Origin of the sequence: Trichocoleus sp. Lan, from assembly GCF_039961855.1 — a bacterium.
Taxonomy (GTDB): domain Bacteria; phylum Cyanobacteriota; class Cyanobacteriia; order Cyanobacteriales; family FACHB-T130; genus FACHB-T130.
The window spans coordinates 145758-158628 of record NZ_JAMPKA010000007.1 but is presented as its reverse complement, the minus strand read 5'-3'; the positions used below and the strand labels follow the sequence as shown (position 1 = coordinate 158628).

10 protein-coding genes and 1 tRNA gene are annotated in these 12871 nt (G+C 49.8%); 6 read left to right on the top strand and 5 right to left on the bottom strand.

The features are described 5' to 3' along the window. The first annotated feature begins 49 nt into the window (after nucleotides 1-49). Nucleotides 50-883: a metallophosphoesterase gene (locus tag NDA03_RS08630; RefSeq protein ID WP_348237828.1), complete on the top strand. Its 834-nt coding sequence runs from the start codon at nucleotides 50-52 to the stop codon at nucleotides 881-883. Between the two features lie 25 nt (nucleotides 884-908). Beyond that, on the top strand, nucleotides 909-2033 hold the full coding sequence (locus NDA03_RS08625) for a histidinol-phosphate transaminase (protein ID WP_348237827.1): 1125 nt from the start codon (nucleotides 909-911) through the stop codon (nucleotides 2031-2033). Between the two features lie 46 nt (nucleotides 2034-2079). Here the strand turns inward: NDA03_RS08625 and NDA03_RS08620 are convergent, their stop codons facing one another. Then, nucleotides 2080-2631 (bottom strand): hypothetical protein, encoded by a 552-nt coding sequence (locus NDA03_RS08620; protein ID WP_190414951.1) that lies wholly within the window; start codon nucleotides 2629-2631, stop codon nucleotides 2080-2082. 451 nt (nucleotides 2632-3082) lie between these two features. Further along, a complete protein-coding gene (locus NDA03_RS08615; RefSeq protein WP_348237826.1) occupies nucleotides 3083-3748 on the bottom strand; it encodes a GNAT family N-acetyltransferase in 666 nt (221 codons plus the stop codon). Between the two features lie 869 nt (nucleotides 3749-4617). On the opposite strand from NDA03_RS08615, the gene NDA03_RS08610 reads away from it, so the two are divergent. The 4 genes from NDA03_RS08610 (at nucleotide 4618) to NDA03_RS08595 (ending at nucleotide 10483) form a co-directional block, all read left to right on the top strand. Then, on the top strand, nucleotides 4618-8385 hold the full coding sequence (locus tag NDA03_RS08610) for a response regulator (protein WP_348237825.1): 3768 nt from the start codon (nucleotides 4618-4620) through the stop codon (nucleotides 8383-8385). A 5-nt stretch (nucleotides 8386-8390) separates the two neighbouring features. Then, the gene (gene modB, locus NDA03_RS08605; RefSeq protein ID WP_348237824.1) at nucleotides 8391-9071 is read left to right on the top strand and encodes a molybdate ABC transporter permease subunit; all 681 of its coding nucleotides are present in this window, start codon (nucleotides 8391-8393) and stop codon (nucleotides 9069-9071) included. 43 nt (nucleotides 9072-9114) lie between these two features. Next, nucleotides 9115-10332 carry a hypothetical protein gene (locus NDA03_RS08600; RefSeq protein WP_348237823.1) on the top strand — a complete coding sequence of 406 codons (1218 nt, stop codon included), beginning with the start codon at nucleotides 9115-9117 and terminating at the stop codon, nucleotides 10330-10332. Between the two features lie 80 nt (nucleotides 10333-10412). Next, nucleotides 10413-10483, top strand: a tRNA-Gly gene (locus NDA03_RS08595). Nucleotides 10484-10832: 349 nt separating this feature from the next. Here the strand turns inward: NDA03_RS08595 and NDA03_RS08590 are convergent. The 3 genes from NDA03_RS08590 to NDA03_RS08580 form a co-directional block, all read right to left on the bottom strand. Next, nucleotides 10833-11216 (bottom strand): low temperature-induced protein, encoded by a 384-nt coding sequence (locus tag NDA03_RS08590; protein ID WP_348237822.1) that lies wholly within the window; start codon nucleotides 11214-11216, stop codon nucleotides 10833-10835. Between the two features lie 179 nt (nucleotides 11217-11395). Then, nucleotides 11396-11689 (bottom strand): hypothetical protein, encoded by a 294-nt coding sequence (locus NDA03_RS08585; RefSeq protein ID WP_190431952.1) that lies wholly within the window; start codon nucleotides 11687-11689, stop codon nucleotides 11396-11398. 69 nt (nucleotides 11690-11758) lie between these two features. After that, complete coding sequence (locus NDA03_RS08580; RefSeq protein WP_190414959.1) at nucleotides 11759-12820, bottom strand: ABC transporter permease; 1062 nt, start codon at nucleotides 12818-12820, stop codon at nucleotides 11759-11761. Between the last annotated feature and the right edge of the window lie 51 nt (nucleotides 12821-12871).

Sequence of the window (12871 nt, the reverse complement as noted above, 5' to 3'; positions counted from 1 at the left end):
TAGCATCTCTGAGCTATCCTGGAATCGCCAGATAGCAAAAGTTGACAAAATGCACTGGATATTAACCGAATCTTTAAGCGTAGAAAATTTAACAGTAGCGATCGCGGGTTTACCGGCATCTTTGCAAGGCACAAAGCTAGTGCAACTGTCTGATTTGCACTACGATGGCAAGCGATTATCCGAAACACTACTCGCAGAGGCAATTGAAGTCAGCAATCAACTCGAACCCGACCTGGTTTTGTTGACTGGCGACTTCGTGACTGATGACCCATCTCCCATTCACGCCCTAGTGCAACGGCTAAAACACTTGCAAGGTCGCGCTGGTGTCTATGCCGTACTGGGCAACCACGATAATTATTATCGTCATTCAAAACAAGTGGTGCAAGACGCCCTGACTAGCATTGGGATTCATGTACTCTGCAATGAAATTGCTTATCCATTGGGAAAAGAATTGCCCTTCGTCGGACTTGCTGATTTTTGGTCGCGGGACTTTAATCCAGCGCCAGTGATGAATCAACTCGATCGGGATACACCCCGAATCGTCTTATCTCACAACCCAGATACCGCCGAGATTTTGCAAGAATGGCGAGTGGATTTGCAACTGTCGGGTCATACTCACGGCGGTCAAGTAGTAATTCCTGGGTATGGTCCAGCGCCGCAACTGCTGCAAAACTTCCGTCACCTAATTCCCAAACCGATGCAGCGTTGGGTGCCTTTTATGAAGGAATGCAATACAGTGGTAGAGCGTTGGGAATGGGCGCAGGGGTGGCATCAGGTGGGAAAAAATCAGCTATATGTGAATCGAGGGCTGGGAACCTATTGGCCCGGACGCCTATTTTGTCCGCCAGAAGTCACGGCGATCGCGCTGGTGGATCAAAAATAGTTTTTAGTTGTTAGATCAAGAATTTATGTTCTCGTTCATCCGGTCAGATTTATCTCAGTTACGCGCCTATATGCCCCACCCAGGCGGCGCATCAGGAAGTCCAGTCACGGGTTCAATTTCAATCGATCGGCTGGATACCAATGAATGCCCTTTTGATTTACCAAAAGAATTAAAAGAAAAATTGGCATGGACTTATCAGCAGCTAATTGAGACGAATCGCTATCCTGATGGCAGTCATGCCCAACTCAAAGAAGCGATCGCCCAATACACGAACGAATCCTTAGACGCCCCCATTACCCCAGCCAACATCTCTGTAGGTAACGGTTCGGATGAACTAATTCGTTCCCTCCTGATTGCCACCTGTCTCGGCAACGAAGGCTCGATTTTGGTCGCCGATCCCACCTTCTCCATGTACGCGATTCTGGCGAAGACGCTGGGCATTCCTGTGGTGAGTGTCGGGCGCAAGGAAGCAAGTTTTGAAATGGATCTTGCCGCTGCCCAAACCGCGATTGAGGAAACCCAGAATCCGCCAATCCGGGTGGTATTTGTAGTTCATCCCAACTCCCCCACCGCTAACGCCTTAACTACCGCCGAGTTGGAATGGCTGCGGAGTTTGCCAGATCATATTTTGGTGGTCATTGACGAAGCGTATTTTGAATTTAGCCAGACAACCGTGGTGGGTGAATTGTCGCAGCATCCAAACTGGGTGGTACTCAGAACATTTTCCAAGGCGTTTCGGCTGGCAGCACTGCGACTAGGATATGCGATCGCTCACCCAGAACTCATCGTCGCCCTCGAAAAAGTCCGTCTCCCCTACAATCTCCCCAGCTTCACCCAAACTGCCGCTTTACTTGCCCTTTCCCAGCGGCAACTGCTACTTAGCTGCATTCCCCAAATTCTTACCGAACGAGAAAAGTTACTCGATTTTCTCAAAGAGCAACAGGATTTACAAGTTTGGCCCAGTGCCTCAAACTTCATCTACCTGCGTCTCCCGACAGAGGAAGCCCTGACTCGATTGGCGCAGCAACTCAAAGAGTTAGGAACCTTAGTTCGTCACACCGGCGGCGGCATTCGTCTGACGGTAGGCAGTGAAGAAGAAAATGAGCGATCGCGCCAGCATCTCCTGGCAGCCTTAAAAGCAATCAACTAAGCAGGATTAATTAAAAATTAAAAACTAGGAAGTTTTTAATTTTTAATTAATCCTCCAAATCCCGTGCCCTGCGGATAGTATCTGGCAACACCCCCACCAACAGCGCAAAGGCATCGTCAGGTACTTGCGTCAGCGTCTCCGTGCCAAAGAACTGCTTAAACTGTTCGAGGATCTTCTGTGCTCGTTGCAGCGGCACGGGGTTATCCGTAATTTGTTTCGTGAGTCTAATCCACTGTCTCCGAATCAAATAAGCATTCTGCCGCTCCTGAGCGGATTCAGGAGTTACCAATGACAAATTGCCCACTGGCAACACCCATTTCGCATCCACATCAAACAATCCGCCCACAGCCGCTCCTGGCCCAGCAAACTCTGCATGGTAGTGTTTGTAGAGGATCAAGCCATTCCGACGGCGACTATTCACGATTAACAGATGTTTATCATGCAGCTGATTAAGGATATCAGACGATTCCTCGTCAGGGTTCGGGCTTTCATTATTCATGCCATTAGAGCCTTGAGAGCGGGCGACACAGGTAGGGCTTTGATTGGCATCCGCTTTGTATAGGACAGTCTGGTAGCGCTGTTGGTTGTCGCTATCCATGTCAACTCTTACTGCTATATTTTTTCTTTGGGCATGCACCCGAACCGGAAGTACAGAGGCAAACCCAAGTCTGTTAGTTCTGGATGGATTGCAAGCTTGAGATTCAGTTTGCCATCTATTATGTATGTAAACAATAATTACATTATCAAAACATTTGACATTAGTATAAGTCACCAAGCGGTAATTCTTAATTTTATTTTATGGCATCTTGTCCGAGCGCAGGAAATATACCAGCCAGTAGTCGCCCACAACCTTACTATGTTGGGTATTCTTCAATAATCTACCCCCAAAAGTGACAATTGTTTAAAGTTAATGTGAAGTTGCGACAAGCAAGAGTCACTGACTGATTTAAAGACTGATTGAATTGATTAAACGTCTTTTCTAGCTAGCAATTTTCGACCCAATCATCCTCAAATCTAGAGAATCTCAGGGAGGCGAGGGGAGGGTTATTTTAGCTTCCACAAGGCAAGTGTTTGTGCAAGAACAGCCGTCGAGGACGCCCCAGCAGCCAGTCACTCCATCTGGGATCGCTATGGTGTAGGTGATATCCCGCCTTCAGATAAAGCTGCCGTGCTTGATGATTGTTTTCTAACACGTGCAGGTAGAGGTCGCAGAATCCCCATTCCAATGCGGTTCGTTCGCAGCGCAGCAGTAACTGCTGCGCGACTCCCCGTCGCCGACACGAGCGGTGGACAGCCAAATTCGAGATGTAAGGATATTGAGAACTCCACGGTTGCCAGGAACAGGGACGAAGCCCCATTTCAACCGTCCCCACCACGGAATCAGCATTTGTTCCTTGGCGTTCTTGTGCTTTTGGGGACGGGGATGAATCCTCTCCTCTCCCCTGATTGGTACTACCCGAAGCGACAGCGGCTAAACAGATGTAATTCGGAGGAATCAAGCGCAGTCGATTGCGTAAATCTTCGTAAATTCCCAGTCGAAATAACGGATAGGCCAAAGCCCAAATTCCTGACCGAGGGTGAAAGCTATCTGCCAGGATCTCGGTGAGGCTGGTCACATCATTTTGGTGGGCTGCCCGGATGATAAAGTGAGAGGCACCATTCGGTTGTGCAGCTCTTTCAGGTTGGCGGTGCAAGAGTGGAAAGCAGGGATTCACAGCCGAGCGTAAATTGGATATCTAGCAGGTTTCATCCTAGATCATTTTGCAGTGATTTTTGCAGGTTTAAGATCGGGGTACTGGAGCAAAATGAATTAACTGGGAAGATTGATAAGTTGCTAGGCTGGAGAGTTTCTAGGTTGCCCTAGCCGGGAAGAATGCCTACCTTAGGCAAAGCTTCTTTTGTTCCAGCAAGGATACTATTGTACAAGGAGTGCATCGGCCTAGGGAAAATTGGCATCGGACGGTAGAGCCAGCATCGCTATCCTGTCCGGAGCAGCAGCGCTCGTCCAGGTATTTCTCTAACAGCCTGTTATCGATCAATTTCGGAGCAGGGGATATGGAAGCGCGATCGCAGTAGTTATAACTGAGATCCACGCCCAAACGTTAAAGTCAGAAATGAAGAGCGGGTATTTTAAATAAAAAGTAAGTGACAAGTGCATTTTCTCCCCAAAAAGTTATTGAACTGGGTAGGTTCGTTGTCAGTCGTCTGACGACCATAAGCATTGCCTACACCCTACCCCGATTTCTCAGGAACCGCTGTTGGGTAGGACCAAGGCTTCCCCGCAAGGGGAGCGGGGAGCATGAGCCAGAACCGGGGTGTTTCTCGAAAATCGACACCAGAAGGTACAGCAGTACTGAAACTGAAAAATTAAGATTAATTAGGGTGCAACCAGGCAATTTCCACAGCTTCCGGATTCGGAAACAGTGGGATGCGGATAGTAGCTTGGATAGGGAGCGTCTATCTTTATCTCCCATCTGCTTTTCCATCTCAATCGCTGGAATAATCTGTGCATGAAATGGAGACTGTTTTGCATTTGCATGGGCGTAGGCATGAGCTGCACCATACTACAGCAGGAGAGCGGGGCATGAAATCCCAAGCCAGTAAAAAGCCCAAAATTCTGGTCGTCGATGACGAACCCGATAACCTCGACCTGCTCTATCGCACTTTTCATCGAGAATATAAGGTACTCAGGGCAGATAACGGCCCTGCGGCGCTGGAGATTCTGGCGCATGAGGGGGATGTTGCCGTGATCATCTCGGATCAGCGGATGCCCCTGATGAGCGGCACAGAATTTCTCAGCCTCACCGCCACCCAGTACCCAGATATTATCCGGATAATTTTGACGGGTTACACCGATGTGGAAGATTTGGTGGAAGCTATCAACGCCGGAAAGGTCTTCAAGTACGTCACCAAACCCTGGGATGCAGCTGAGCTAAAAGCGCTGGTGCAGCAGGCAATGGATACCCACAACGTTTTGAAGGTTCGGACTGAGGAACTGTGCCGGACGCTGCGCCGCGAATCGCTGCTCAATACAGTCACGAATACCATTCGCAACGCCCAGTACCGGCGGGGCGGTTCGCCCCTTCAGCAAGTCCTCCAGACGATTGTGGAAACCGTGGGTCATATGCTGGAGGTCAGCGTGTGCATTTTGCGTCCCTTCCAGGAGGATGGGATGGCAGATGAAGGATTCATTTATCAGCGACAAGAGGCAAAAGGCAAGCGGCAATCCTCAGGACTCATCATTTCCGAACTGAGTCCATCGTCAGGACAGAGAACGGCAGGACAGAGGACGGAGGAAGAAGGCGGGAGTCAGGAGTCACTAGAATATACGGCTCCGTCTTCAGTTTTGCTCCCTGAGTCTTCTTTGGGAGAGAGCGAGACTGGGCAGCACAATGAAGATCCCCACTCAGTCTTGAGTCTTCAGTCCTCAGTTCTCAGCCAGTTGGTGTGGGAAACGCACGATGTAGAAGTCATTAATGATGTCGAAACGGATGAGCGACTTCCAGGCGATACCCCTGTAATTAGGCAACGCCTAGAGGCAATGCGACAGGCGGATATCCACTCTAGCTTGGTGGTGCCGCTGTATTGCCAACTGGAATTGATGGCAGTTCTGGCGCTGCACCAGTGCGGACAGCCGCGCGTCTGGCAGGATGATGAGATTCAGTTGGTGGTGATGGTGGCGGATCAAGCGGCTCTGGCTCTTTCCCAGGCGCGGGCTTACGAACAGGTTTCTCGACTAGCACAAAGAGAGGCACTTGTCAATACGATTACAACGGCAATCCGCTCTAGCCTTGACCCGCAGGACATCTTTGCAGCAATTACGCAACAGTTGGGACAAGCCTTGCAAGTGGATGGCTGTGCCCTGTCTCTGTGGCGGAGAGAGGATGAGTTTGTTCAGTGCGTGGGCTTGTATGACGGGGCAGAAAGCCTGGTGCTGGATACATCGGTGAGCGAGGATCCGATTTTCGACCGTACAAGCGAAGCATTTGTCACCAAAATGCAATTAGCTCCGCATCTCGGCAATCATACTTCGCTGCAAGCGAAGAATCCTCAATTACCCCACTCGGTTGTCCCAATTGCCGGAAATCCGGTGTTGCAACAGCTGCTAAATACACAAAACCCCGTGGCAGTCCACGATCTGGATCGGAACCCCGAAATGAACGGGTTCGATCTCCCGCTGCGGAGTCCGGCGCGGGCGCTGTTGGTGGTACCGTTACTCTCTGATGGTCAGATTATTGGTAGCATCACCTTGCGCCAAACGAACCGACCTCGCCGCTGGCACGCTTCCGAGGTTGAATTAGCGCAGGCGGTGGCAGCACAGGCAGCGATCGCAGTCACGCAGTCCCGACTGTATCAAAAAACTCGGCAGCAGGCGGAGCGGTTACTGGAATTAGACCGGCAGAAAACCGAGTTTTTCCAGAACGTTTCTCACGAATTTCGCACGCCGCTGACTCTGATGCTAGGGCCGCTAGAGTCAGCGGTCAATCAGCATCAGGATATGCCCTACGACCAAGCTGCGATCGCCCTACGCAACTCCCGCCGCTTACTGCGACTGGTCAATCAACTGCTGGATATCCAACGACTCGACGCCGGTCGAATGCAAGCCAGTTTCCGTCCTTGTAACTTAGTAGAATTTATCGAAACCATTGTCGAAGCTTTTCGCCCCTACTGCGAGAAAAAAGGCTTGCATCTGACGTTGGAAATAAAACCCTGTCAGCCGGTTTATTTAGATTTAGAAAGATTTGACAAGGTACTCTACAACCTTTTATCCAATGCTATGAAATTTACCGAAGCGGGAGGTACGATAGCCGTGCTGGTGCAACCCGCTGGAGATCACGTCCGAATCCAGGTTTCAGACACTGGCATTGGCATTCGCCCGGAACAAATCCCCCATCTGTTTGAGCGCTTCCGTCAAGCAGAAGGGTCAGTCAATCGCTCCTATGAAGGCAGTGGCTTGGGTTTAGCGCTGGTGAAAGAATTGGTGGAACTCCACGGCGGTCAAATTTCTGTCGAGTCGGTTTACCGAGAAGGCAGCACCTTTACCGTTTGGCTGCAAACTGGAACCGCACACCTACCGTTGGATCAGGTGTTGGAAGTACCAACTGAAGTCCAATCCAATCGCGCTGCTGTGGAATTAGCAGATTTGGAGATAGAACAAGAAACTGAAGACTGGGAACGTTTAAGGCAAGATGAACAAGCAGAATCTTCTCTAAATTTATTGCCAACAGAATCACAACCAGCATCCGCCTCCAGCGTCAATTCCTCAGTCATTCACACCGTCTTAGTGGTGGACGACAATCCGGATTTACGAGCTTATGTATCTCGGATTTTGCTCAATGATGGCTATCAAGTCTGCATGGCTCGAAACGGCAGCGAAGGATTCGCCGTTGCTAAGGAAAGGCGTCCCGATCTAATCGTCACCGATTTGATGATGCCCTTGGTGTCTGGTTTGGATATGATTCGGATGCTTCGGGACAACCCAGAACTCAAGGGAACGCCGATTATTTTGCTCACCGCCAAAGTAGACGAAGATACTCGCATTGAAGGCACCGAGAGGGGAGCAGATGCTTATCTCGCTAAGCCATTTAACGACCGGGAATTGTTAGCGTTAGTCCACAATTTGCTAGCGCTAAAGGAAAATGAGCGCCGGGTGGTGGAGCTGAATTCTTACCTAACCGAGTCGGTGTTGAAGCGCTTTTTACCTCCAACGATGGTGCAAAAGGCGGCAAAAGGCGAACTGATGCTGGATTTGAGTCCGGAACCTAGGTTGGTTACGGTTTTATTTAGCGACATCGTGGGTTTTACCAGTTTGGCAAATACCTTACGAGCGCGACGAGTGGCTGAGTTGCTTAATGAATATCTAGAAGCAATGACCAAAGCCGTGTTTGATAACGGTGGCACGGTGGATAAGTTTATGGGGGACGCAATTTTAGCGCTGTTTGGTGCCCCAGAGGAACTGACACCCAACGAGCAGGTACGACGGGCGATCGGTGCGGCGCGACAAATGCACGCTTCTTTGGAGCAACTCAATCAGAAATGGTTGGAGGCAGGCATTGTGGGCACGAGCGATCGCGCACCCGTCCAGTTTCGCTGCGGCATTCACCAAGGAACCGCCGTGGTGGGAATGTTCGGAGGCAATCAACGGTCGGATTACACGGCTATCGGCCCTAGCGTGAATATTGCCTCTCGCCTTCAAGAAGCAGCGGAGCCGAATTGTATCCTGGTTTCTGCTGCCGTTGCCGATTACCTGGACGAGCAGGAAATGACCAAGTGCAGCCCACTCAAGCTCAAAGGCATCGATGAAACCGTTCTCACCTTTGCGGTTGAACTTAAAGAAAGTGCTGGGGACTGAATAAAGTGCTGAGTCCTCAGTCCTCAGCACTGTTCTCCGCTTTGCGCTTATCGTTGTGGGTGGCGCTGATTTCCACCGTCTTCGTCGCGATCGCAGGGGGACTGCTGGGCTACCTGTTGGCACGTTACCGCTTTCCCGGTCGAAACTGGGTGGATGCCATCGTCACGCTGCCCCTAATTTTGCCGCCGACTGTGGTGGGATTTTATCTGCTGGTTCTCTTTGGACGCCAGGGGTTAATCGGACGCCCTCTCTACGAAGCGACTGGTTGGACGCCCATTTTTACCTGGCAAGGCGCAGTCTTGGCGGCAAGCATTATGGCGTTACCGCTGATGGTAAAAACGACAAAAGCAGCTTTAGAAAGTGTTGACCCCGTTTACTTACAAGCCGCTGCGACATTGGGTCAATCGAATCTGCAAACCCTCTGGCGCGTTTGGTTGCCTTTAGCCTGGAAAGGTATCCTTGCAGGAATTGTCCTCAGTTTTGCCCGCGCTTTAGGGGAATTTGGCGCAACTTTAATGATTGCGGGGAATATTCCCGGTGTCACGCAAACGATGCCAATGGCAATCTACGAAGCCGTTCAGTCGGGACGCGACAACACCGCCTTGATTTTGGTGGTTATTCTCAGTTCGCTGTCTCTGTTCATTCTTTTTCTGACAAATTTTCTGGAACGTAGCGGATTCAGGTGAACGTCTACTGTTTCTAACAATAAGAGTCCTTCAAGTTTTGAGAATGGCACTACCAAACCAGCGCCCCAACGATCCGGCTCAGAGTCCTCCGACTCGGCACTTACATCTCGTTAGTGCATCGGCTCCACCTCCCTTAGAGAAGCCAGATGCGATCGCCTCCCAGCAGCGAGTCGATGCCCGGAATCGGTCTACATCATCCACGCTGTGGAGTATTTACACTCTAATTTCTGTAATTGTCCATGTATTGGGGATGTGGATGTTGCAGCGGGTAATCATGGGATCTGCCAGCGTCGATGTGGCTACGGAACCCATTCCTGTTGAGCTAATTACCTCCGTTGCCTATTCCGAAGAGAGGTTAGAGCCACAAGCGGTAACTCCCCAACAAAGACAAGAGAGCGATCGCAATTTTAACGTTCCAGGTAGAAGCCCTGTACAGCAGCCGATACCCGCGCAGCCTCAAGAAAATCCTCCTGTAAATTCTCAACCGAGGATTCAACGCTCTTTCAGAATCCGTCTAAATCCTTTCCCTCAAGCTCAAAACCCTACCGCTAACTCGCCTTCTACCCCGCAAAGACAGCAGCCGAACTCTGATGTGGTTGCGACCAGACCCATCATCCCTACACCTGCTCCGCGCCCGCCATTGGTGCCGCAACAACCCCCTGAAACGGGTCGTCCCTTGGGGTCATCCTCCCAAGATGCAGGAACCCCCGCACCTGCACCGCCATCTCAACCGCAGCCATCATCGTCCCAACCCGTCGAACCATCCCCAGCTCCTGTCACCCCTCCGCCAGATCCTCCCGTACAGGCAAGCCCAGCCCCACCAGCCCCAGCTCCCATTCCACCCGCACCGTCTGCTGAGGAGGCACAAAGCGCACCGTCACCCGCACCCGCAGCGCCCGCAGCCCAAGGTAGAGGCGTTGTGGCAACTTTGTTCAATGTCCGCTCTGGTAACGCTGGCACTGATGAGCCGAACCAATTAGCCGTACCGCAGCAACAGCAGAAACAAATTCCCGACCTTGATTATCCGCTGCTAACAGGGCAAGCTCCCGACCAGCCTATCGTCTTGGAAGTTTTATTGTTGATTGATAACACGGGCAAACCGTCAGTTCAGCGAGTGCTGCAAGGAAGCGGAAATTTAAACGATTCGCAGTTTGTCAATGAGCTAATTCAAGGTTGGAGATTTCAACCCGCTTACATGGGAGGTGGAGCCGTTGACAGCTTGCTGGAAGTCTCTATCCGAGTTTCTCCTCTCTCCCAGTGAAAAAATGCACTTCTCCCCTACTCAAGCTCTGAAAAATTGTGGTATAGTAATCTAGTTATGGTTTGACCATACCTCAATTTGCGGGTGTAGTTTAGTGGTAAAACCTCAGCCTTCCAAGCTGATGATGCGAGTTCGATTCTCGCCACCCGCTTCTTCTCGGGTCAATTAACTAATTATTTGTCATTGTTATCTGTTGATTGCCAAATTATTTGAGCGCGCGGACAGATTGTTGTCCACATTGCCAAATTACTTAACCGTCTTGCTTGAAGACTGAACTTAGACCTCAAGCCACAAGAGAACTCCAATTCTAGGGCATTATTGCCGTCACACGGTCTAACGAGCCAGCGTTTCAGCATCGCCAGCCTAAAAAAAACAAGGCAGACTCCTGCCTGCCCTATATAACATCAAGAACAACCCCTGCGGAGTTGCCCTGATGATGAGACCCTGCATCCGCACTCAGCAGATACTAGGGCGCTCAGTCTTGAGCAAATACTATTTCCTTAGTCTTTGCCGGTAATGCCTTCCAGAGCTTTCTGAACTTTTTGTTCAACTGATTGGACGCCTTGCGAATTTTCGTTGGTACTCATCTTCTCAGCATCAGCAGATCCTTGAATTTCATTCAGACCCTGCTGGGCTTCCTTCTGAGTCTCCTTAAGCGAATAGGGGTCTTTCAGAACCGCCTTTTGTGATTTCTCTTCAATCTTCGTCAGATTGGCTTCTCCGTCTCCGGGGCGACTGTTGGTGCCGCTATATCCTGCGGGGGTTTTTGTGCTGCTGTAGGCTGGGGTTGCATAGCTGAACAATACTAAAGCGCAAAAACAAGCAGCGATCGCCATACGCACTGGACGTATCCAAGCAGACAGGTTGAAACGGATCGATTTCATAGAGTCCCTCTCTCCTAATTTGTCGAAATTAGCACTATTAAGATTTGTTGATCGGATCAGACGAAACAACTGCCTGAACGACCTCTCTTATTTGCTCAAATTTTGGAGCTTCTGACATCTGTACCTAGGTATACTTGCAATAAATCTTTAGAAAAGGCAATAGAAGTCAATAATTTGGCTTAACTCGGCGATAAAAACTGAATTTTGGGTAATAGTGGGTCTTCAACCATCCCAATTCCCTTAAATCCCCAGCGTTGGAGCAACCCTTTTACTTGGTTTCCAGAGATAGACTCGACAGCAAAGCGATCGCTGACATCTGGGGCATGGGCGTTGAGATAGCTTAGCGCATCAAAATGTTCGCCAAACATCAACAAATAGCCAGAGCTACTGGTTGAAGAACTTGTATCGGGTTGAGCTAAAAGATATTGACCATCAGCTCTCGAACGAATTAGGTAATAGACTTGGGAAAACATAGAAAATGCAAAGATAATAGGCTAATCCGTAATTGAGAATTGGACGGGAAGAAACCATTAGCCATTTCCTCATTTAAGATTTTCCAACTTAATTCTCGGATCGGCTACTTTTAGCAACAAATCAGCGATAAGATTGCCGACAATCAGCATCACCGCTCCCATAATTAAACTTGCCATGACTAAGTAAATGTCTTGGATAGTAACTGCCTGTAAAATCAACCGTCCTAATCCCGGCCAATTGAAGAAAAATTCGGCAATAAATGCCCCACTTAACAAACTGGCAAACTCAAATCCTAAGAGCGTTATTAGGGGATTAATCGCATTGCGGAGGGCATGAACATAAATCACCCGGTCTTCGGGGAGTCCCTTAGCACGAGCTGTCTGGATGTAGTCTTGGCGGAGAACATCGAGTAATTCTCCCCGGGTAATTCGCTGCAAACCTGCAAAACTGGTGACACTCAGCGCTAGGGTGGGTAAAATCATGTGCCAACCGATATCCAAAATTTTGCCGAACCAGGATAAATCGGCGTGATTGATGCTGGTTCTGCCACCGACTGGAAATAGGGGTGAAGTGTACTGGGCGAAAATTAGCAACACCAGCGCCGTGATGAAGCTGGGAAACCCTTGTCCGGCGTAGCTCAGCACTTGCAGGAGGCGATCGCTAGCGCGATTTTGGTTAACCGCACCGACGATCCCCAGTGGAATCGCGATCGCCCACGTCAGAATCACCGATGCGATCGCGAGTTCCAATGTCGCTTGGATACGCTCCCACAACAGCGATGACACCGAACGCTGATAGACAAAACTCGTACCAAAATTGCCATAGCGCAAAATCTGCCACAGCCACCGTCGGTACTGTTCAATCGCTGGTTTATCCAAACCAAACTGTTGCCTGAGTTCCTCAATTCGTTCCGGGGAAATTTTGGGATTCTGCCTCAAAGTATCTAAATAATCTCCCGGAGCCATCTGACTAATTGCAAAACTCAGCGTCGAGGCTAGAAACAAAGTCAAAATTGCCTGTAATAGCCGTTTTGCCACGTAGAGGAAAGTTTCACTTGTGACCAGCCTTTTGAGCCAATTTAAACTAGCTGTTAACCCATTCTGACCTGAAGAATTTCTAGTAGAAGTCATGAAATATAGAATCCCATATCGCCAAAATTTTTGTAACTTGCTAATCGCTAA

What these genes read in the sequence shown, in the direction of transcription:
- NDA03_RS08610 (WP_348237825.1), top strand. Translation starts at nt 4,618, where the DNA reads ATGAAATCCCAAGCCAGTAAAAAGCCCAAAATTCTGGTCGTCGATGAC.
- NDA03_RS08625 (WP_348237827.1), top strand. Translation starts at nt 909, where the DNA reads ATGTTCTCGTTCATCCGGTCAGATTTATCTCAGTTACGCGCCTATATG.
- NDA03_RS08620 (WP_190414951.1), bottom strand. Translation starts at nt 2,631, where the DNA reads ATGGATAGCGACAACCAACAGCGCTACCAGACTGTCCTATACAAAGCG.
- NDA03_RS08580 (WP_190414959.1), bottom strand. Translation starts at nt 12,820, where the DNA reads ATGACTTCTACTAGAAATTCTTCAGGTCAGAATGGGTTAACAGCTAGT.
- NDA03_RS08600 (WP_348237823.1), top strand. Translation starts at nt 9,115, where the DNA reads ATGGCACTACCAAACCAGCGCCCCAACGATCCGGCTCAGAGTCCTCCG.
- NDA03_RS08585 (WP_190431952.1), bottom strand. Translation starts at nt 11,689, where the DNA reads ATGTTTTCCCAAGTCTATTACCTAATTCGTTCGAGAGCTGATGGTCAA.
- NDA03_RS08630 (WP_348237828.1), top strand. Translation starts at nt 50, where the DNA reads ATGCACTGGATATTAACCGAATCTTTAAGCGTAGAAAATTTAACAGTA.
- NDA03_RS08590 (WP_348237822.1), bottom strand. Translation starts at nt 11,216, where the DNA reads ATGAAATCGATCCGTTTCAACCTGTCTGCTTGGATACGTCCAGTGCGT.